15 protein-coding genes, 1 tRNA gene and 7 pseudogenes are annotated in these 19,416 nt (G+C 57.6%); 12 read left to right on the top strand and 11 right to left on the bottom strand.

All coding sequences use genetic code 11. From position 1 onward, the window contains the following. The first annotated feature begins 80 nt into the window (after positions 1–80). From ACZ1HK_RS07345 to ACZ1HK_RS07330, 4 genes and pseudogenes are all read left to right on the top strand, one after another. A pseudogene (locus ACZ1HK_RS07345) lies at positions 81–1,104 on the top strand (substrate-binding domain-containing protein). Between the two features lie 107 nt (positions 1,105–1,211). After that, positions 1,212–2,357 (top strand): annotated as a pseudogene (locus tag ACZ1HK_RS07340) (ABC transporter permease); the annotation flags it as partial. A gap of 12 nt (positions 2,358–2,369) precedes the next feature. Continuing rightward, positions 2,370–3,147 (top strand): annotated as a pseudogene (locus ACZ1HK_RS07335) (ATP-binding cassette domain-containing protein). A 1,601-nt stretch (positions 3,148–4,748) separates the two neighbouring features. After that, the gene (locus ACZ1HK_RS07330; protein ID WP_472628150.1) at positions 4,749–4,910 is read left to right on the top strand and encodes a hypothetical protein; all 162 of its coding nucleotides are present in this window, start codon (positions 4,749–4,751) and stop codon (positions 4,908–4,910) included. A gap of 532 nt (positions 4,911–5,442) precedes the next feature. Here the strand turns inward: ACZ1HK_RS07330 and ACZ1HK_RS07325 are convergent. Continuing rightward, a complete protein-coding gene (locus ACZ1HK_RS07325) occupies positions 5,443–5,874 on the bottom strand; it encodes a TetR/AcrR family transcriptional regulator (protein WP_472628149.1) in 432 nt (143 codons plus the stop codon). Between the two features lie 158 nt (positions 5,875–6,032). Here ACZ1HK_RS07325 and ACZ1HK_RS07320 point away from each other — a divergent pair, with 158 nt between their 5' ends. Both ACZ1HK_RS07320 and ACZ1HK_RS07315 read left to right on the top strand, forming a co-directional pair. After that, the gene (locus ACZ1HK_RS07320) at positions 6,033–6,221 is read left to right on the top strand and encodes a tautomerase family protein (protein ID WP_472628148.1); all 189 of its coding nucleotides are present in this window, start codon (positions 6,033–6,035) and stop codon (positions 6,219–6,221) included. A 383-nt stretch (positions 6,222–6,604) separates the two neighbouring features. Continuing rightward, positions 6,605–6,778 (top strand): hypothetical protein, encoded by a 174-nt coding sequence (locus tag ACZ1HK_RS07315; protein WP_472628147.1) that lies wholly within the window; start codon positions 6,605–6,607, stop codon positions 6,776–6,778. A 475-nt stretch (positions 6,779–7,253) separates the two neighbouring features. Here ACZ1HK_RS07315 and ACZ1HK_RS07310 read toward each other — a convergent pair whose 3' ends face one another. Beyond that, positions 7,254–7,637, bottom strand: coding sequence for a DUF1905 domain-containing protein (locus ACZ1HK_RS07310; protein ID WP_472628146.1), 384 nt, complete (start codon positions 7,635–7,637; stop codon positions 7,254–7,256). Positions 7,638–9,088: 1,451 nt separating this feature from the next. Then, the gene (locus tag ACZ1HK_RS07305) at positions 9,089–9,256 is read right to left on the bottom strand and encodes a hypothetical protein (RefSeq protein WP_472628145.1); all 168 of its coding nucleotides are present in this window, start codon (positions 9,254–9,256) and stop codon (positions 9,089–9,091) included. Between the two features lie 521 nt (positions 9,257–9,777). Here ACZ1HK_RS07305 and ACZ1HK_RS07300 point away from each other — a divergent pair. Continuing rightward, positions 9,778–10,407: pseudogene (locus tag ACZ1HK_RS07300) on the top strand (tyrosine-type recombinase/integrase). Positions 10,408–11,144: 737 nt separating this feature from the next. Here the strand turns inward: ACZ1HK_RS07300 and ACZ1HK_RS07295 are convergent. From ACZ1HK_RS07295 to ACZ1HK_RS07270, 6 genes and pseudogenes are all read right to left on the bottom strand, one after another. After that, positions 11,145–11,888: an alanine racemase gene (locus ACZ1HK_RS07295; protein ID WP_472628144.1), complete on the bottom strand. Its 744-nt coding sequence runs from the start codon at positions 11,886–11,888 to the stop codon at positions 11,145–11,147. A 240-nt stretch (positions 11,889–12,128) separates the two neighbouring features. After that, a pseudogene (locus ACZ1HK_RS07290) lies at positions 12,129–12,563 on the bottom strand (DUF1611 domain-containing protein); the annotation flags it as partial. Then, positions 12,532–12,678 (bottom strand): DUF1611 domain-containing protein, encoded by a 147-nt coding sequence (locus ACZ1HK_RS07285; RefSeq protein ID WP_472628143.1) that lies wholly within the window; start codon positions 12,676–12,678, stop codon positions 12,532–12,534. The pseudogene ACZ1HK_RS07290 and the gene ACZ1HK_RS07285, both read right to left, overlap by 32 nt. Further along, positions 12,675–13,328, bottom strand: coding sequence for a DUF1611 domain-containing protein (locus ACZ1HK_RS07280; protein WP_472628142.1), 654 nt, complete (start codon positions 13,326–13,328; stop codon positions 12,675–12,677). The genes ACZ1HK_RS07285 and ACZ1HK_RS07280 overlap by 4 nt, the downstream gene beginning before the upstream one ends. A gap of 97 nt (positions 13,329–13,425) precedes the next feature. Beyond that, positions 13,426–13,776, bottom strand: a complete 351-nt coding sequence (locus ACZ1HK_RS07275) for a hypothetical protein (RefSeq protein WP_472628141.1) — start codon at positions 13,774–13,776, stop codon at positions 13,426–13,428. Positions 13,777–14,295: 519 nt separating this feature from the next. Next, a complete protein-coding gene (locus ACZ1HK_RS07270; RefSeq protein ID WP_472628140.1) occupies positions 14,296–14,553 on the bottom strand; it encodes a hypothetical protein in 258 nt (85 codons plus the stop codon). Positions 14,554–14,894: 341 nt separating this feature from the next. Here ACZ1HK_RS07270 and ACZ1HK_RS07265 point away from each other — a divergent pair, with 341 nt between their 5' ends. Then, a complete protein-coding gene (locus ACZ1HK_RS07265; RefSeq protein ID WP_472628139.1) occupies positions 14,895–15,083 on the top strand; it encodes a hypothetical protein in 189 nt (62 codons plus the stop codon). Between the two features lie 663 nt (positions 15,084–15,746). Here ACZ1HK_RS07265 and ACZ1HK_RS07260 read toward each other — a convergent pair. Further along, positions 15,747–16,479, bottom strand: a pseudogene (locus ACZ1HK_RS07260) (Crp/Fnr family transcriptional regulator). Between the two features lie 154 nt (positions 16,480–16,633). On the opposite strand from ACZ1HK_RS07260, the gene ACZ1HK_RS07255 reads away from it, so the two are divergent. Next, positions 16,634–16,822 carry a hypothetical protein gene (locus ACZ1HK_RS07255; RefSeq protein ID WP_472628138.1) on the top strand — a complete coding sequence of 63 codons (189 nt, stop codon included), beginning with the start codon at positions 16,634–16,636 and terminating at the stop codon, positions 16,820–16,822. A 93-nt stretch (positions 16,823–16,915) separates the two neighbouring features. Here ACZ1HK_RS07255 and ACZ1HK_RS07250 read toward each other — a convergent pair whose 3' ends face one another. After that, positions 16,916–17,044, bottom strand: a complete 129-nt coding sequence (locus tag ACZ1HK_RS07250; protein ID WP_472627378.1) for a hypothetical protein — start codon at positions 17,042–17,044, stop codon at positions 16,916–16,918. A gap of 120 nt (positions 17,045–17,164) precedes the next feature. Here ACZ1HK_RS07250 and ACZ1HK_RS07245 point away from each other — a divergent pair. The 3 genes and pseudogenes from ACZ1HK_RS07245 to ACZ1HK_RS07235 all read left to right on the top strand — a co-directional run bounded on the left by ACZ1HK_RS07245 (position 17,165) and on the right by ACZ1HK_RS07235 (position 19,323). Then, positions 17,165–17,505, top strand: a pseudogene (locus tag ACZ1HK_RS07245) (cold-shock protein). A 548-nt stretch (positions 17,506–18,053) separates the two neighbouring features. Then, positions 18,054–18,464 carry a hypothetical protein gene (locus ACZ1HK_RS07240; protein ID WP_472628137.1) on the top strand — a complete coding sequence of 137 codons (411 nt, stop codon included), beginning with the start codon at positions 18,054–18,056 and terminating at the stop codon, positions 18,462–18,464. A gap of 786 nt (positions 18,465–19,250) precedes the next feature. Then, positions 19,251–19,323 (top strand) — tRNA-Gly (locus ACZ1HK_RS07235). Positions 19,324–19,416 lie beyond the last annotated feature (93 nt).

The raw sequence follows: 19,416 nt of genomic DNA, 5'->3' as shown, positions 1-19,416 counted from the left end.
TTTTGAGGGCAGCGGCCTTGAGGAGGGATCGCTGATGAGGCGGCGCAGAGCCTGCCGGAAATCTGTCTTGGGAGGACATTGTGAAAAAGCTACTGATCGGCACTGCGATGGCTACTGTTGCGACAACGGGGGCTGCGATGGCGGATGGGCATCGGCGTATCCGCCTGTCTTATTACAAAGACTGATACCAACCCGTTTTTCGTGATGATGCGCCAGGGTGCTGAGGCCGCTGCGGCCGAGTTGGGAATCACGTTGAACTCCTATGCCGGTCAGGTGGACGGCGATAACGAAGCCCAGGTTGCAGCGATCGAGACCTGCATCGCGAATGGCGCGTCCGGCATCCTGATCACCGCGTCCGACACCGCCGCAATCGTCCCCGCCGTGGAAGAAGCGCGTGCCGCTGGCATTCTTGTTATCGCGCTCGACACGCCGCTGGAGCCGATTGACGCCGCTGATGCAACGTTTGCCACCGACAATTTTGCCGCAGGTGGGCCTGATTGGTCAGAGTGGGCCGCGGGCGCCATGGGTGACGCCGCCGCAGATGCCCGCATCGCAATGCTGGATCTTGCCATCAGCCAGCCGACCGTTGGCGTTCTTCGGGATCAGGGCTTTTTGACCGGCTTTGGCATCGATGTGGTCGATCCCAGCATGTGGGGCGATGAAACCGACGAGCGCATCATCTGCAACGAAGTGACCGCCGGCAACGAAGAAGGTGGGCGTACGGCGATGGAAACCCGCCTTGCCGCCGACCCGGACATCAACGTGGTCTACACCATCAACGAGCCTGCCGCCGCCGGTGCCTACGAAGCGCTTGTGGCCGTTGGTCGCCAGGATGACGTCCTGATCGTCTCGGTCGACGGTGGCTGCCCTGGCGTGGCGGACGTGGCCGATGGTGTGATCGGCGCGACCTCGCAGCAATACCCGCTGCTGATGGCTTCGCTCGGCATTGAGGCCATTGCCGCCTTTGCCGAAGACGGCACCTTGCCGGAGAATACGCCCGGCCTGGACTTCTTTGATACCGGCGTGGCGCTTGTAACGGCTGAACCCGTCGACGGTGTGGAAAGCATCGGCGTCGAAGAAGGCGCTGACCTCTGCTGGGGCTGAAGTGATCGGGGCTTCGTGCCACCGACCATGCTGAGAAAGGAGGGCGGGCCAGGGTCCGCCCTTCGAAAATCAAGACCGCGACAACCAGCAATCAGGGGCAAGAGGATATGGCGGAGCGTTCGGACAACTTTGAAGACGGCCTGAAGGGCGCGGAGCAAAGCGTCGCAAGCTTTGAAGTGGATAACAAATCCCTTCTGATGCGGTTTCAGAGTGCGCTTCACAAGACGCCGTCGTTGGTGCCGTTGATCGTGCTTGGCTGCGCTATCATGATATTTACCGGCTGGCTTGGGCCGCGGTTCCTGCCGCAAATGACGCTGGTGTTTCAGCAGATCCAGATTGTCGGCATCCTCGCCTTGGCCCAGACTTTGGTGATCCTGACCGCAGGCATTGATCTGTCGGTCGGCGCCATCGCGGTATTCTGTTCGGTCATCATGGGGCAATTCACGTTTCGCTACGGCATCCCTCCCGCCGTTGCCGTGGCCTGCGGTCTTGCAGCCGGTGCGGCCATCGGGGCGCTATCAGGATGGCTGGTCACACGGATCAAGATCCCGCCCTTCATCGCCACATTGGGCGTTTGGCAGATCGTGCTCGCGGCCAACTACATCTATTCCCGCAACGAGACGATCCGCGCCCGCGACATCCGTGAAGACGCGCCGATGCTGCAATGGCTGGGGCTGAAGCCCAACGAACGCGGCTGGTCCTTTGGATCGATGGCCTGCGCGAGAATGTCTATGAGCGTATGAGGCCCAACGACACCGACCAGTTTCTTTTGGACCTGATCTGGCAGACCAAGATCACCTACGGCGTGCTGACCTTGATCCTGCTTACCTTCATTCTGGCCTATATGCTGCGCCTCGACCGCGTGGGGGCGTCATGTCTACGCCGTAGGCGACGACCCCGAAGCCGCCGAACTTGCCGGTGTGAACGTCAAGCGCACGCTGATGTCGGTTTACATGCTTGCCGGCTTCATTGCAGCGATCGCCGGGTGGTCACTGATCGGACGGTTCGCCTCGGTCTCGCCCAGTGCGTCGACGGGGATCGAGGGCAATATCGAGTCGATTACGGCGGTGGTGATCGGAGGTATCTCACTGTTCGGCGGGCGTGGCTCCATCTGGGGTGCCTTCTTTGGGGCACTTATCGTGGGGGTCTTCATGCTGGGCCTCGGGATGGCTGGTGTGAACCCGCAATGGACGTTCATGCTGATCGGCACGCTCATCATTTTAGCGGTCGGCATCGACCAATGGATCAAGAAAGGTGGCCGCGTAATGGAACCCATTCTCAAGGGCAGAAATCTGACCAAACGGTACGGTAAGGTTGTAGCCCTCGATAACTGCGACTTCGATCTTTACCCTGGGGGAAATCCTGGCAGTGATCGGCGACAACGGAGCGGGAAAGTCCACTTTGATCAAGGCGCTGTCGGGGGCAGTTGTGCCCGACCAAGGAGAGGTCGAGCTGGAAGGTAAGCGTGTCACCTTCGCCTCACCAAACGACGCGCGTCATGCCGGCATCGAGACCGTGTATCAGACGTTGGCCGTCAGCCCTGCGCTATCGATTGCAGACAACATGTTCATGGGGCGAGAGCCTGCGCAAACCTGGCTGGCGCGGAACGATATTGAAGCAGTTAGACAAGGCCGCGATGGAGGCCAAGGCGCGCGAAAAGCTGAACGAGCTAGGATTGATGACGATCCAGAACATCAACCAAGCTGTTGAAACGCTGTCAGGGGACAACGACAAGGCGTCGCCGTGGCACGCGCAGCGGCGTTTGGCTCAAAGGTCATCATTCTCGACGAACCCACTGCGGCGCTCGGGGTCAAAGAGTCGAGAAAGGTGTTGGAGTTGATCCTGGACGTGCGGTCGCGGGGCATTCCGATCATCCTGATCAGTCACAACATGCCGCACGTCTTTGAAGTTGCAGATCGTATCCACGTTCATCGACTAGGCCGCAGGCTTTGTGTCGTGGACCCAAAGGACTACACCATGTCAGACGCCGTCGCTTTTATGACCGGCGCCAAGGACGCTCCAGCGAGCGTTCAAATGGCTTAGACGCGGCGCAGGTTGGCTTTGATGCTTGGCGCACCTGCATAGACGCCATTGCAGTGAGCATCGAACTGCCGCACGCACGTCACCAGGTACCCAGCAACGACCGGCGTCTTTCGTTTGCGTTGAGATTGGACGGCTTTCGGCAGCGCAGACGCTCTTGAAAACCTCGAATTTTCGCGCAGACTGCCAACGTCCGCTTCGGGGAAGCCGCATCGCAGCTAAGATGAACGCCACGGATGGCGGCTTTGGGCCGGCTTTTCGCTTCGCGCGATGACAAACCAGGGAATGGATCTAGCATTCCGCCTACTTAAAAGGCGTTCAGATCCAGAGATATTTTCTTATCGAAGGGTACTAGATAGAAGGGACCGCCGCAGTTTTTTGCAAAGTACCATTTATTAGCGGTTAATGTCATGGCGGATCACTGTTTCAAGAAGAGCCAGGCTCGTTCAAGACCTGCCCAATCGTCGCGGCTCCCAATGTGATCTCGGCGGACACAGGCGGGTTCGCGTTGGCCGCGTTCATGAAGATAGTCACGTCCTCAGCGGTTTCGCGAAGGCCAAAGAACAGGCTCGATCATGTGCTCCGGAACGGCCGTCGTTATTCGGTTTTCATCATTGATAAAGCTCAAAGGATAGCTGATCCCTGCACCGGGCAAACAAGCTCACCTTGTAGGACCAAATTGTCCGACGCGGAGAGAAGAGGAGCAAGGTCCGACCCTTGGAAAACGCTGCTCTCGGTCGTGTAGATCGAAAACGTTACAGACGAGAGGTCGCCGATAGGAGAATACTCAAATCAAAACGAACGTCGAAACCTGAAGAGATGTCAGCCTGACACCAAAACCCTCCGAACGTTGGGCCCGCCGATTGGTCCGTCGTCAACGGGCCGCACCCCGTCATCGACCTGCCAGCCCAAAGGCCAGAGGTGCGCATCACCGTCACAACGTTTGGCATGTAGCGCGAAATCCACCATTTGGATCGCCAGGAATGGGCTCTAAGAAATGATATATCGGTCCGTGAGTTGCATCGGGAGCAAGAAAGCAAACCAGGCGTTCTGACCAACCAGTTGGATCAACGAACGGGTCAGGATTTGCCGCCGCTTCGGCTCCCTGTGGCAACCGATTATCTTGGCCAAATTGTGTGCAATTTGACGGATCGAATGCGCTTGCTGGTTGGGTAAACAGAACCACTAGGCCGCCAGTCGCCAAGATGCGGGACAAAAAATCCATATCATAATTCCTAACCAAAAGTTCCTCAGCACGTCTGGGTTGTGATGAGCTTGTCCGTCCTCTCGGGTTTTTTCAAGTCGGGTGGAAGTGACGGAATAGCACCCCGAACACATATTGCGTGACCATCTGAATGAGTTCGGGCTCAGCCTTCGGAAGCTGGCCGAGCGGCATGGTGTGCGCTGAGGGATAGTGCGGAATGCGCTCGCTCAAAATGGCAAGATATCGTCTAAGGGTTGCGCAATCCGACAGGCGCGCTGACTCACTTCGACGGCCTCTCACCCATAACCGCTTCGCGAAAATGTGAGAGTCGGGTTTCCTGCCTCGCGAACCGCGGCGGAAGTGCGCATATCTGTCACATCGCAACGGAGGACCCTTTCCCATGACCAACGTCTTTACTGCATTGATTATAGCACTTGCACTTGTCACCACGTTCACCATCGATACTGCACCCGCCCAGGCCTGGTCCTTCGGCGTCGAAGCTCCGTCCATGGTTTCTGGCACGGACCTCGGCTCCGGTCGTGTGGATGGCGTCTCCGCCTGACCTCGGGTCGTCGCGCTACAAGTCGAGCAATGCTCCCACAGGATCGGCCTTGGTGCTCTCCACAGGCGCTAGGGCTTATTCTCGTAAGGCATTGGCGACGGTTCGCTGCGAGTACAGCGAACGGAAAGGACCAGTCGGCGATCCGTCATGTGGCACATACGTTTTTATGGCAGTTTGATGTCGTGGACTGTGAGTATGAGGGCAGGCAATGAATGCACCTGCGGCGAAAGGCCGGTCTGACGTGTCGCACCACAGCAAGGCAACCATTGAGCAAGCGGCGGCTTTGGGCCGCGAGTGGCCAAAGTCAAGGCTGTGACTTGGCAGATGCCGCGCCGCATTGATGGCAGGTTGAGCCCAACGTGAAGGATGCTGCAGAGCCGACGAAGGTCTGCAATCGGCAAGAGCAGTATTAGCTCAAAATCGCCGTCCTCTGTAAGATCAGGCTGTTTGTCGTTTCCAGCCATCGATTGTCTCGACGGCGATCTGCGCCATGGGTGCAAGCGCCGTTGTCGACCCCATCAAGCGTATTTGACTAAGTGCGCCCCACAAGAGCCCCAAAGAAATTCCGCGCGCGCATCAGGATCGGATAATCCGTCCGCGATTGCAGCGTCGCGAAACGCGTCGCGCACATGAAGCGGTATGCCTCCACGGCGTCGCGGACACGCGGGCTCGCGCGACCAAGTTCAAAGACCGTGTTCACCATCAGACAACCGCAGTTCGTCACGTCATCGGGATCGTCCGTCGCCTGCGCCAAACCCTGAAACAACATCTGGGCGGCCTCCAGACGCGGCGGATCGAAGACGTGTGCGACCACCCCGCGCGCCATCTGAGTGTAGGCGCCAAGCACCTTCAAGAATATCTCTTCTTTGTCACCGAACGTGTTGGCGATCCCGCGAACGCCTATCCCGGTCGCTTCTTCCAACATCCTCGTGGTGGTCGCATCGAAGCCGTGGCGCCAGAACACCTGGACCATCTTTTGCAGGGCTTCGCCTTCATCGAAATTTTCGTGGTCTGGCCATATCGGATTTATTTTACATCAACTGTTGCATTATGTATCACTTGGTGCCAAATACATTACGTGATGCAAAACGCAACACTTCAGCTAAAGTACAAGGAAACCAAATGCCAACCATCCGAGTAACGGTCCCGAAATCCGCATGGACCAAGGACGAAAAGGCCGCAATCGTCAGCAAGCTGACGGACGGTTTGAATACCGTCGCCTCCGACAGCGGTAAGGGCGACATCAAGCAGTACATCAACGTCCATATCGAAGAAACCGCCGAGGGCGGATACGCGATGGGCGGAATGTGATCGAGGTCACCGACCAGGGTCGGATTGGACCCGACCCCGCTATCCCTAGGAGAATCCCCATGAAAATCAGCAAAACCATCAACATCAATGCACCTGCTCGACAAGGTCTGGGACATTCTTGGACCGAACTACGTCAGTGCGGTGAATGGGCATCGAGCGTCTACTCCTCGGAAGCTCGACCGGGAACGCCAAAGATTGCGGCCGCCCCAGTGGCCGGGCGCGTGTGCCAGACTTCGCTTGGGCCGTTCACGGAGACGATCGGGCCTTCGACGCAAACAGACGGCATGTCGCCTATTCAGCCACCGGAGACAAAATGCCGGGCTTCGTGAAACGGCTTTGAACAGCTGGACCGTGCAGCACGGGGCAACGCGAGCAAGGTTCAAATGGAACTCAACGTCGACATCGCTTTCCCCCTCAACATCCTGATGGGCCCGATGATGAAGCTGCAATTCGGCAAAGTCCTGCGGGAAGCGACTGAAGAGCCTGAAGCACTATGCCGAGACAGGAAAGCCGCATCCGCGAAAGGTGAAGGCCGACGCCTCACAAGAAGGCTGTGAGAAGCCCGCGAAGCGTTCGCTTGATCCGGCTAGCAGCCGTTCGATCCTCCAGATCGAACGGCAGCAAAGTCTCGCGATCTGTGAGTTCGATTCGAGCCCGGATTTTGCACGCGCAGCAATGTCGGGAAAGTGGGCTGCGACCGCGGGATCGCGGGCTTAGGGTGGACGGCAGCTATGGGCCGAACGCGACGGTCGTCGGAACAACAAGCCGACAAGATCAAGCGCTGCCTCAATAATCCGCATTCGGCCCTTTGCGGACATTCTCCCACCGACCGGTATGCCGCGGTGCGGCCCGTCAGACCGGACTTTCGCCGCAACCGCGAAATCTTGGAGGCGGCTAATTTATGCATGCGGACTTTGCTTCCGTTTAACACGCCCGCGCCAACGGCAGCTTCACTTGCTATGAGGAACCTACTTCTTCCGTTTTTGCAGGTCGCGGAGAGTGATCTCTTGTGTGATCGCTGTCATTGCCTCGTCAACGCGGCGTCGTTCGGTCAGTGCGGTCTTTGCAGAGAAGACGTGGTTGGTGAACATCCGTTTCTTCCTGCTGTAAGTTTGGCCACTGCGCCGATGCGGCATCGTCTGATTTCAAAGCCGCGTTCAAGGCGGCCGGCACATCGACGTGATCCTGGTCATCGACCCTGAATCGCATTTCGACCTCGTCGCCAACGTCAATACCGGTATTGGCCTTGATGTCGGGCGAGACAATAAAGTAGCGCCGTCCATCACCTACCGGCATCCATGCACCACGTACTGGGACATCAGCGATCTCACCCTCGACCCTTAAGCGCGGGTACGTCTGGAAGGGTAATTCGGCCTCAAAACGAGGTGGCATGAACAAAACCTTGTAGGTGATCACCCGCAACTTCCCGACACCATGCAGTGCAATTTCGCCGAAGAAGTCATGAGAAGTAACTCATGTGACGATAACGCCGACTGCTTGTTATGCTCATAGGGGTTGTTACCGCTTCGGTGGGTGTCCGACGACGTCACCGTTCATGTCACGATGCGGCGGCTCACAGAACGCCTTGAGACCGACGAGGTCCTTCCGATGCATTTCTCGCGTCCATTTCGTGAGACCAGCAAACTTCCAGATCGCGTTGAACGGGCGAGGCAGTTCGTTGATGAAGTGAGCCAACACGCGCGTGCGCCTCGCCCGGGGAGCGAAGTTCAAAGGTCAGTTTGGTCTATGAGGAGGTCCGGGGCCGACAAGTGTCAGGACCACTTCCTCGTTCTCTTTCAGGCGCACAACTTCCTGGTGGCCCACCCGTTTGCCTTTTGTGAAGAACACCGTTTTGGTTCCTGTTTCACCGTCCGGCACCTTCGACAGTGCACGTAGATTTGGTCTCCTTCGGCCAGGCCGACCAACGCATCAGATGCTCTTGGAGGCGTATATCGCCATAGACCTGCTCAACCGGTGCATCGACTGTAATCTCTTCGGTGTACTCAACCCTGGTGGGCGCGAGTGCGGACAGAAGGGCAACAAGAACAGCCAGCCCGAGCACGATATAAGCGCGATTTCCATTTCAGTCTCCAAGGTTCTTGCGTTCCAAATCCAGTTGAACGATGATCTATATCAAGTAACTTGATTGTCAAGCTAAATGGATGACAGCCGATGCCATCTTCCGAAGAAGCGACCCCTCAAGACCTCGTCGCAGCGTGCCGCAGATTGTACGCAAGTATTGACCGGCTCGACACAAAAGCCGCCAACACCGTCGGCGTCAGCCGGAACGACCTGCGGTGTTTGAACATGCTCGCAGAAGCACCGGTTAAGCCGGCAAGATCGCCGCCGAGTTGGGATTGACCACCGGGTCCGTCACGACCTTGCTAGACCGTTTGGAAAAGCAGACCTAGCGAGGCGCGAACGTGACCCGGACGACCGGCGAGGATTGTTGTCCATCCGACACAATACCTGTTTGAGGCGCTTGGACCGATCTATTCGGGTGTTGCCAAGGAGATCGAACGGATCGCCGCAGAGTATTCTGCGGACGAGCGAAAAGCTGCCGTGACACACCTCAATGACGCGTCATCTGCATATGAGGTCGTCACATCGATCCATGATCGATAGCAGCCATTCGTGCTACGTGCAGCATGTGGCAGGTATGGGCTCAGGGCGGTCACTGGATGCATCGCAGCATCCAGGCGGTCAGCAGTATCACTAACGGTCACTCACGGCCCAAAGCTGCCGTTCAACCGCCTTCGCTTCTGCTGCGGCGCGGCCCGTCGAACTCGGACATTCTCTGCGCTGGCAAACCTAACTGTGGACGGATGGCTGCAACGCGGGACTTTCCTGCCGTTCAGGATGACCAGCTATCTGCGGCTTTGATCGAGCGAAACCATCTCAGGAGTGCCGCGCCCATCGTTCCACCACCGGTTCGGATTGTCGTTCTTTGGCGTATAATTTGCCCGGCTGGCCCACTCCTCACGAACATGGATAATCGGCTCTTCGTACTGATGGGCGTGGAGAACGGCCTCCATGATCCTTTGTAGGCAACTGGATATCGCGCTCGAAAGACACCTTGAGGTTCGACTGACGGATACACCTCGGTGCCATCGGCCTCGAAATCTTCGTTGTGAATACGCGTAACCGTTTCTTCTCCGGTCTTCCCGTCTCCGCTCCTTGGCGGTTACGGTTGCGTTCCGCTCGTAAGCTCCAACGGCAAGCGGATGAACCTTAAAGATGGTATCCAACAGCCGTTCGGTATCATCCGGTCGTGTGTTTATCTCCATCCGAAAGACAGGGATCAGCTTTCCTGATTGCGAGTCATAGTTCTCGATGCTGCTCATATCTTCTCTCCCTGGCCAGCCGACTTGCAGGATAGCATACGCTGCCGCCAAGATATGTCAGGAGTGTCGCCTAGCATCGCTTTTTGCATTGCAGCATCTGTCACTTTGGGCTCACTGCCGACCTCGGAGGCAGCGCAACAATCCCGTGATATCGTGCCTTGTCAACGTCGGGTTGTCGCTTGAGGAGGGTATGGCGGATCGGAGGATCAGTCATGGAAGCACCAAACTTACCGGCCATTCGCGCGCTTCGCCCAGCCTGGAACAAAGGACGTATCGTTGGCCAGAAACGACCGCTGAAGCCAAAGCACGTCTGGGCGATCCGAGTTCGGCTTGAACTGGCCGAGAACCATCGTGACCTGGCGCTCTTCAACCTGGCCATCGACAGCAAACTGCGTGGCTGCGATCTGGTCAAAATGAAGGTCGTCGACGTCATGGCATCTGGCCAGATCAAGGAACGTGCGTCGGTTCTGCAGAGCAAGACGCAGAAACCTGTCCGCTTCGAAATCTCGGAAGGCACCCGAGCCTCGCTCGAAAGGTGGATGCAGGACCCGCTGATGGTCGGATCCGAATACCTCTGGCCCGGCCGGTTCCGCGGCGGCTGCATATTTCGACCCGCCAATATGCGCGGATTGTCCGTGGATTGGAGTGACGTCGATCGGCCTGGAGGCGAGCGCATACGGCACGCACTCGATGCGGCGCACGAAGGTGACACAGATCTACAAAGACGGGCAACCTGCATGAGTCCACTTGCTGTTGGGCCCACGAAGATGGACAGCACCGTCAGATACCTCGGCGTCGAGCTTGAGGATGCTCTTGCGATTGCAGAAGCCATTGAAATCTAATGACTTGTGCCGCCTTCAGAGACGGCCCTGGTCGCCGTTCGGTTCATGGCTGCGCGCTGCAGTGCAGCTTCACCATACCGGCTATGCATTCATGGCGCGATGCATGCGGTCGGAACGATCTTGAGATCAAGAAATGCCATGGCGAGGTCCCGAGTCTCACGGTGGCGTAGGGTGGGTCGGTGCGGACCAAGTCATGCAGGGTTCGATAGCGATGCGTCGTTGCGTATGTGATTGTGATAAACACCACAGGCGAACCCTAGTAGGATCGACCGCCGGGACGGCGTCGACCTTGACCGATGCCTTCCGGCACTTCCGTCCGCCAGACCGAAGATCCTTTGCAACGGTTGCAAATGCGCTGGCCGAACCCTTCGCTCCAGAATGAGGCCTCACACCGCAAGCAGAAACGCGCCTTGGGTGCGTCACCAAGGGCGCGCGTGGGCTGGTCCATTTCAATGTCGTCACCTTTGGTTTGCATGGCTTCTCCACATTCAATTGGGCGCAAGATCTTTTCCATTGTTCCTTGGAGAGGAATGAAGGGAGGAGTGCGCTTGGCGACCCTCGTTTGCGGCGCAATGGCGGCCCCCGGCCGGGTCATTTGGATCTCATATCAACCTCAGAAACGGCTGAGGTCTGGTGTCTGTGCTCAGTTCGCTTAATCGGCAGCCCGTGGTGCACGACTTTTTCGACATCGGGCGCGCTCATCGCCCTGATCAGGGCAGCATAGTTCATTCCAAACTTCATTTCAGAACCGACGGATACGCTGGTTTTGCCGGTGTCGACCACGGTGTGGTCGCTCGACGCTCCGGCAGACCCAAGCCCCGATGGAAGAAATAGGCCGGTGGCATCCGGTGTCTTGGCGCCCAACGGCAAGGACGGCGCAATGTCGTTGAGCGCCATTCGAAATCAGAAAGGGCTTCCCGAACGTCGGCGCACTCGGTCTCATCGGCATTGAGCTTGGTTTTGATGCTTGCTTCGATGACTTCGGCAAAAAGAGCAAATGCATCTGTATGAAGACCGTCGATCGGCTGCCCCGAAACGGGGTCGATGCCCAAAAGGATCGCCTCGCCCAGGCGCAAATTGTTGACCCGACCGGTCGGTTCTTTGCCGAGCGCCCATGCCAAATTGGCCGAGCTGCCGCCAGATGCCACCGCCACGTAGGGCCCGCATTCGCCTTCGACCTTGTCGGCCAGTCGCGAGAATTTGGCCATGTCTTTGGCTGTCGGCGCCACGTTGCCCAAGCAGGCGAAGTTCGCAGCAACCCCCTTGAGGGCGAGGCCCGGCGTGGCAACGACAAGTGAGGCAAGATCGTTAAGGTCCTCGGGCAAGATGCCATCGCGCATATCCCCCATTTCGACAGTCAGAATTATCTGATGCGTTTTTCCTTCTTGCCGCGCGGTAGCGCCGAGGTTCAGGATCGTGCTCTTCTCGGTATTGTGGCTTGTTTCACAGTACCTGATGACGTCTGCAGCCTCCTCGAGCATTGGCGCGCGTATCATCGAAATGGGGCAACGGATTCCGCTCCCGCATTCTCATGACGCCTCGATGCGGGATTCAGCAAGTCCGACGACACCTCCGGTCAACATTGCTCCAGCTACGCCAGGATGGCCGCAAACGGCCTTGGTCACACCAGTGACAGAGATACCCCGCGAGGCCAAGCCTACCTGTGAGGCATCGGGCGTTTTGAGTGATTTTTTCAAGATCGATCTCGACACGCGGTGTGATCATTCTGCAGCCACGAGCGGTTCTGAATGCAGTTGCGGAAAGGCCGACAGGACCATGTCGGCCAGATGAACTTCCGGCCGGGTCAACGCGTCTGTCACTGGGATACAGAGATCGCGCGACAGCGTTTTGATTGCCAGATCCACCTCGGACTCCGTCATTGCCTCATGATTGATCGTCAATCCAATGACCTGTGTGTCGGAAAAGGCTTCGATGAGGGCAATTTCGACTTTCGGGTCCGGCATCGGAAGGTTGGAGAGAGATCGCATCGATGAGCACGCTTCGGCGCGTGTTGAAGAATGACCCTGAGGGTTGGCTGCCGCGCGAATGAAGGCCGATGTGCAAAACGCCGGATGGCTGAGCGCTCCTTGTCCTTCCACCAAGATGACATCTGGTGTCTCGCCATCAGTTGCCGCAACGACCACGCGTTCCAAGCTCCCCGCAGCAGAATTGCGGCGGCGCGGCGTCCATGGCGACCCCGTATTTTGCGCCCTGCATCAGGCCAGTCTGGCCTGTGCCCACCAGGATCGTCTTGATGCCACGGGCGTTCAATGCCCGAGCGAGGACGGTCGCCGTCGTCCGCTTGCCGATGGCGCAATCTGTTCCAGCACGGCGATGCGGATCGCCCCGACCTTCGAGACGCTGCCGTCAAACAGGCGCATATCCTTGCTCGGCCGAGGTTTGCGAATGTCGCGGATGGTCACGTTTGCGGCCTGCGCAGCCGCCGAAATCTCTGGATCATCACCGAGGTATTCGTGCAGTCCGCTGACGATATTCATACCGAGCGCGATCGCATCGAGTACGACTTCGCGATCTGACGGCGACAGCTTGCCGGTCGACGGCGCCATTCCGTAGATCAGCGTATCGGGGATGCTTGTTGCGCCGTCCAGGACGGCCTCAATGCCTTCAAGTATTGGCACTCCGTTGCTGACATTGTCCAGGACCTGACCGCTATCGCGCCCGGCAAGCGCGCTGTCGATCACAGAAAGAATGCGGTAGGCTTGGCTGTGGCGAACAAGCCCGTTTGCCGTCTTGCCGTCGATCTGTCCGAAGTTCCCTTCGCAATAAACGACCGCTGTTGGCACCTTTTCGGTGACCGTGATGCTACCATCCGGTGAGCCAATCATCGTTGGACCCGGTGGGGCTTGCGGCCCCATGCTCGAAAGCCTTGCGGTTGGTGTTTGTGTATCTATTGGTTTCATAGCGCGTTCCTTTTCTCAGCGCCGCATGACCGCCAATGCGCCGACACGCGACATGTTGGTGATAGCCGGACCTTTTTCGGTGCTAAGTGAGCGCCCGCTACTCGTTCAGGGCACAGCGTCCGTTTGCGCGGTGGAAATTCCGGTTGCATTCCCAACCGTTTCCAGACCGGTTGAGATGCGCATTGGCGGGCACTTCGATCAAAGTGCACGCGTTGTCCGACGCCGCGAACCTACGCTCACATCTCCAGCCCGGGCCATATCTCGCATCATCGAAATACGCGTTCTCGGGGACGGCAATCTCCGCGCAGCTGTCGCGCTGCGCCACATAGCCCCGTTCGCAATCCCAAGGGCGTCCATGATTTGAACCGTTCAAATACCCGTTTTCCGGGCACAGCAATTGCTGCGCAAAGCTCGCTGATGCGCTCAAAACCACGATCCGCAGGTCCATTCTGCCCCGAAGGAATTACCGGTCAGATATCCGTTGGCTGGCAGAACAATCGCCTGGCAGGTATCGTCGACCTCCCGAAATCCACGCACGCATGTCCAACTCAATCCTGACGGATCAAGATAGGCACCTTGGGGGACATGCACTGCGGCACAGTTCGCATCCGCTGTTTCCCGATACCCATGCGAACACTCCCACCCGTTGCCATAGGTCCGGTTCGTCGGAAATGCGTTTTCGGGCACGACAACGGGCAAACAGGCCCCGCCGTCCCGTCGAAAGGTGCTCAGACATTCCCATCCACCTCCAAAACTTCTGGGTTGGGCGTTTTCCGGGACTGTGTCGTCATCGACCTGTGCGTAGGCGAGCGCCGCTCCCGCTAGTTGAAACAATAAGGGCAATCAGCAGGGGGTTTTGCCAACGCCGCGATATCACGACTCATCCAGCTCAAGCCCCTCGTCACACGCCAAAGCGAGATCACGATTGGGCGCATCCGCGCCGGCACCGTGGCCCACCCTGCCTCAATCAACGCGTCCGCCGCCGGAAACCCGAAGCGGCCTGGATTGTCTCGATCAGGGCAACCCTGTCAGGGTCGGTGTTCGAGATTTCGAGACATACCGGAACAAGCGCTGCCACCACCCGATCCTGGGCAAGTTCGTCGGCCGAACCGTTGGCACCGGCACTGGTCATCCAGCCACCCCAGGAAAATCCCGCGATCGCAACAAATGCAGCGCCCGCAAATGCACCGTAGAGACCGGGCTTCGGCCATTCAGGTGTCTTCATTCTGTATCCTCCAGCTGAGGAAAGCGCCGCTTCGCTATTTTCTTGGTTCAAGAGCAGGCGGGACCGCACAAAACTGCGTGCTCCGCGCCCTCAACCTTTTTTGCGTCATCGGTTTTGGGTGCCGTAGGCAGGACAATGGGTCGTCGGCCAAGTCATGGCGCATCGGCGTGAGCAAGTAAGACACCCCGCAAACCGGCGCGATTGAGCGCACATTAACCGATCATTGGGGGCGCGATGCTGATCGAGGTTAGCTCTCACGTGGTGAATGACTGCGAGAGTAGGTCCGAAAATAGATTTGGGCGCTGCGCGTTACCGTGTCAGCCGCCGATGAAAGGAATTCAATGTCTGCCTCTGATGTTCTCCACCCGGATGGCTCCGACTATGATGCCTTCCTGCACGCAGAAGTGGGCGAAGACAGAACCGGCGCCGCCGTGACAGTTCTGTCTGCCCTTGCGCGTCTTGGCCTCGAACCCTGGACCGAAGCCAAAGAGCTTGCGCGGCTGGGGAAGAGGATGCCGAACTTCGCCTGAACGCACATTTCGAGATGATCAAGGATATCCCGGCGCTTGCACTGGCAAGCCAGAGCAGGGCCAGCAGGCTTGTCTCCTTGCTGCCCACGCAGGGCACCGCCCATTTTCGCCAAGGAACCTCAATCGGGCCGCCATTCGTTTCCGCAAATTCCAGTTATTTGGGTTATGCTGGCAATCATTGGCTGCGCGATGATTGCGCAAATCCTGTATCTGGCGCAGCCTGGCTAACTTACGTCAGTCCACGTCTTCCATGCATGGGCTATGCCCGACCTGACCACCGCAATTCGTGGTGGCGCTTTTTCCGAGTATCCCAGAGGCGCGGAAGGCACGCAATGCATCGACTGTAATGCGCGGCTATTGCGCCTCTCGTTGTCGGACTGTCCAGGAAAGGACAATTCCATGAACGAAGAAAATCAAAGCCAGGAAAATCAGACTGTGAAGCACATGGCATCGGTCAAGTCGGCTTGGGACAAGGCCCCTGAGGAGGCTCCAAGAAGGCGACTGCTCTGCAGAGCATTTTCAAGCCGCCGAAAAGGCACATGACGCAGACAACGACGAAGAAGCGCATCGCGAACTCAAGGAAGCCAGCCGCGCCTTGATGTGATGCCGCCCGCGCCCGCAGTGATCCCGGGCCGCCCGTAGCCAAATTTCCGGGCGGCCGCATTAAGGCAATAACGGCCGCGCATGATCCAGATAGGCCGGGTCGAAATTGGCCAAATCCACCAAACCGTCATAATCATCGAACACGACCAAACCGTCCCGAAACGTGACAAGCCCGCCTTCCCGGAGTTTGCGCAAGACGCGGTTGACGTGAATCGCGCTCAATCCCAGCGCATCAGCCAGATGATACTGCGTGAGCGGGCACGCATAGCCTTGTCTGCTTCCTATCCCGACAAGGGATAACCTTACGCCAAGTTCCAGCAGGAAATGCGCCATGCGGGCATCTGCGTCGCGACGTCCCAACCCAACCAGATGTTCGACAACCATCGCCTCGTCGCGCGACACGGCCCACATGATCGCAGTTGCAAGCCGTGGCGTCTCAGCGAAGGCCTGCAGAAGATCGCCCACCATGACTTCAGCGGCTTCGATGTCGACAATCGGTTCGATCCCATGATCGGACGTGTGCAAAAGCACGCTGCGCAACCCAAGAAAATCCCCCGGTATCTGGAAATCAACGATCTGGCGCGATCCGTCAGGCTGAATCTTGTATGAGACAACCCAACCCGCCGCCAGAATATACGCCGCCTGCTCGGATTGACCTTGATGCACAAGATCGCGTCCCGGTGAGGAAGGATTTCCGTCGCTCATGCAACCGCTCCAGAACGCCGAGTTCTGTCGCCGAAAGCTGGACGAAGGCGGAGAGCTTCCGCGCCAGTGGACTGGTTTCAATTGCCATTTCCGGGCCCTCTCGATCTGCAGAATGGCTGTCTGGAATTCGTCATCGACACTGCTTTCAATCAGTACAAACGACAAAATCCTGCCTGACAGTATTCAGGGGCATCAAAACCTCGCGCCTGCGTACCGTGATGAAAAACCAAAGGGATATCGTGATGTCAGACCAACCAGACCCGGCGGGGTTGGCCGCCCTCTCGATTTGCGAGGCCCTGCTGCTGGCTTTGCAAGATCGCAAGTTGCTTCCCGACAGCGAGATCACCGGCATTCTCAGCGATGCTGCGGAGACGCTTGGAAACGCTGACTGTCCGAAGCCCGAGCGGAAATCGCACGCGAAAGCCGTCTGATCTGATCCACGAGATCATTGAAGGCGGAACTCTTGCGCACCGCCTCTAAGAGCGGTGCGAAGAACGAGCTACATCCTTCGAAGTGAGTCAGGCCTATTTCTGATCGCCGGACTCTGCCTCAGGTGCAGGGCTCTTGTCAGTCTTGTCTTGTTGTTTCGGGTCTTTTTCTTGCGAGGCCTTTTGGTCGGCGGCCTCTTTCTTCGCCAGGTCGTTGAACGACATTTTGGCTTTCCTTTTCGCGCCACCGGGGTGCCCGGTAGCTGTGCACTCATAGTAGATCGATACCCCATTGGCAAAGGAAAGATCGGTCCCCGGTCGGCGCGCCACTTGTAATCGCGTCAGATGGTAACCACGTCACATGTGCTACTGACCTCCATTCGACTTCCTGTTTTCCGTTGCCGGCTCACAGCGCTCGACATTGTCGTAAGAAGCCGGGCTGCCGCATGTCGCGGGCAGCGATCTACAAGGAAAATTCACATGGCCAATGGCACAGTGAAATGGTTCAACTCCACCAAAGGCTTCGGCTTTATCGCACAGGATCGGGTGGAAAGGATGTGTTCGTGCACATCTCCGCGCTTGAACAGGCGGGCATGACGAGCTTGAACGACGACCAAAAAGTGACGTTCGAGATCGAGCCTGGCCGGGACGGCCGCGAAAGTGCAACGAATATTGCACTCGCCTGAGAATTGCGGATGGGTGCCTCAGCCGGGCACCCATTCCAGCCAAGAATGGCTTCCTCTGACGCGGTCGAGGCCTTCAGCCTGAACGTCAACATCCCAAGTCGCACATCCGCGCAGCGGCTGTGGATCCGTTCGGCATGCAGCGTCGCGGCACCCAGGCAGCCGCAATGCCTTGCGCGTCAACCGATCCGTTTAAATCATAGTCCGAAAGGGGATGCCCAGTGGCGAGTTCAAGCTTGGAAGCCGATCCGTTAAGGGTCAGGCCGTGTTCAAAGACATGACGAAGTCAAAGAAAGCCAGGGTCGACAAGAAGAAAAGCGCAATCTCCGGTCCACCTCAGCGAACATGGCAGATATCAGATCAGAAGTCCGGACTTCTCGCGGGAGAGTTCGTCGCGCGCGCACTTCGCCAAACCGCCAACAAAGACACGTGGATTGATTGCCGAAGCGAGCGGTAAAACCGAAGATATCCGCGATCGCCGCCTTGCAAGACATCATCGACGCAAGAGACGCGCCGAATGGGAAGTCCGCAGGAAGGATACGGCCACGGACATGGCGGTGCCGAGCGTCGAGGAATATGCCGAAGCACTTGATCACGTCGCTCTGACCCGCCCGCAGCGGGCGATGCTGTTCGCATTGTCATTGGCGGGCGATGACGGGCTGACAGACGCGATGCTGGCGAACAGCGTCGGGTATACTTCACAGGCCTCCGCGACCAGATCCCTTGCGAACGCAGGCCGCCTGATCGCCGGTTATCTGTCCTCCGAGACGGGCCCGGATATCCAGTCGACCGCTTTGGACGACGACACGATCCTTGCATCTCGTGGATCGGCAAAAACCGATGCGCATCGCGGAAACTGGATACTGCATCCTGAATTGCGCGATGCTGTAGGGGGTCCTTGTGAGCAGATTGGAATGATGCAGGTGTCCGCCATGGATACAATTGATCCGACCATCCTTTAGTCAACCGAAAGACGGTAGCGATTTGCGATCCGCTGACGCGGCCCCTTAACTTGGTGCAGATGTCCATGCGTCCTGCAAAGGGTCGGGGCATTGGCCATTTCCATAGCGAGGAGCCGCGCGCCACCGCCGAGGGTTAAATGATAAGGCAAGACGTCAACCTGCCTGCGGGTGAACAAGTGGTATCTGAACGATCCCGCTAGCAGGAGGCCAACCTCCGCACTAAAGCGCCCAGCTTAACACTCGGTCGCATGCATCGATCCTGAAGCAACAACCAGAAGCAGCTGTCGGCGGATCGCGTATTACCCCCGATGGAGCCGGCACCCGACGTGGATTTTCCCAACCATGTTGCCAGATGGACAAGCCTACTTTCGCACAGTCCTGAACAGCGCGCTTAAATAGCGGAGGTCGGCTTTTGCCGAGATATCTTGCGCCTTAAGGCATCTCACCGGGAGTCTTCGCGTTGGTATTTGCATCCAGAAGGTCTGCTTGCTTTCGTTAAAAAACAACCTAATGCAATCGCAGCGAAAGTCCGCTTTCCGCCCTTCGTGAAGCGATGCCGTCACACTCAGGTCACAACACAGTCTTTGTTCCGTTGATCTCGCTGACCGCGTACCCGGCTTCACCCAATCATCCATTGTCGCGTTTGCCGAAGTTGCAGAACGGTCAACAGAAGCCAGTGCCCTCTAACCGGACAACCTTTCGATCGTTTCTGACTATGAAGGGTCTCGTTCAACGGAGACTGTGTCTTGACCAATGAACAAGTCTCACTTACCGGTTTGAGGCGTAGCGGGTATGGTGAAAAGGTATCACGACAGCTTCCCAAGCTGCAATTACGGGTTCGATTCCGTTACCCGCTCCAAAGTCACTGAGCCGACACTTTTCCGACAAATCTTGACCTCAAGCCTATGTCAAAATATTGATAATCAAACAAAATATCAAATTTTCAAACCTG

Source organism: Gymnodinialimonas sp. JB5-7, from assembly GCF_055693405.1.
The sequence above is the reverse complement of the archived record's forward strand: the minus strand, read 5'-3'. Positions and strand labels throughout refer to the sequence as shown.

Excerpts from the sequence above, each read along its gene's own strand:
- ACZ1HK_RS07330 (WP_472628150.1), top strand. The coding sequence starts at position 4,749 with ATGACCAACGTCTTTACTGCATTGATTATAGCACTTGCACTTGTCACC.
- ACZ1HK_RS07240 (WP_472628137.1), top strand. The coding sequence starts at position 18,054 with ATGGCGGTGCCGAGCGTCGAGGAATATGCCGAAGCACTTGATCACGTC.
- ACZ1HK_RS07305 (WP_472628145.1), bottom strand. The coding sequence starts at position 9,256 with ATGGAGGCCGTTCTCCACGCCCATCAGTACGAAGAGCCGATTATCCAT.
- ACZ1HK_RS07265 (WP_472628139.1), top strand. The coding sequence starts at position 14,895 with ATGTCTGCCTCTGATGTTCTCCACCCGGATGGCTCCGACTATGATGCC.
- ACZ1HK_RS07275 (WP_472628141.1), bottom strand. The coding sequence starts at position 13,776 with ATGGACCTGCGGATCGTGGTTTTGAGCGCATCAGCGAGCTTTGCGCAG.
- ACZ1HK_RS07270 (WP_472628140.1), bottom strand. The coding sequence starts at position 14,553 with ATGAAGACACCTGAATGGCCGAAGCCCGGTCTCTACGGTGCATTTGCG.
- ACZ1HK_RS07315 (WP_472628147.1), top strand. The coding sequence starts at position 6,605 with ATGGAACTCAACGTCGACATCGCTTTCCCCCTCAACATCCTGATGGGC.
- ACZ1HK_RS07250 (WP_472627378.1), bottom strand. The coding sequence starts at position 17,044 with ATGTCGTTCAACGACCTGGCGAAGAAAGAGGCCGCCGACCAAAAGGCC.
- ACZ1HK_RS07280 (WP_472628142.1), bottom strand. The coding sequence starts at position 13,328 with ATGAAACCAATAGATACACAAACACCAACCGCAAGGCTTTCGAGCATG.
- ACZ1HK_RS07255 (WP_472628138.1), top strand. The coding sequence starts at position 16,634 with ATGTCAGACCAACCAGACCCGGCGGGGTTGGCCGCCCTCTCGATTTGC.
- ACZ1HK_RS07295 (WP_472628144.1), bottom strand. The coding sequence starts at position 11,888 with ATGCTCGAGGAGGCTGCAGACGTCATCAGGTACTGTGAAACAAGCCAC.
- ACZ1HK_RS07320 (WP_472628148.1), top strand. The coding sequence starts at position 6,033 with ATGCCAACCATCCGAGTAACGGTCCCGAAATCCGCATGGACCAAGGAC.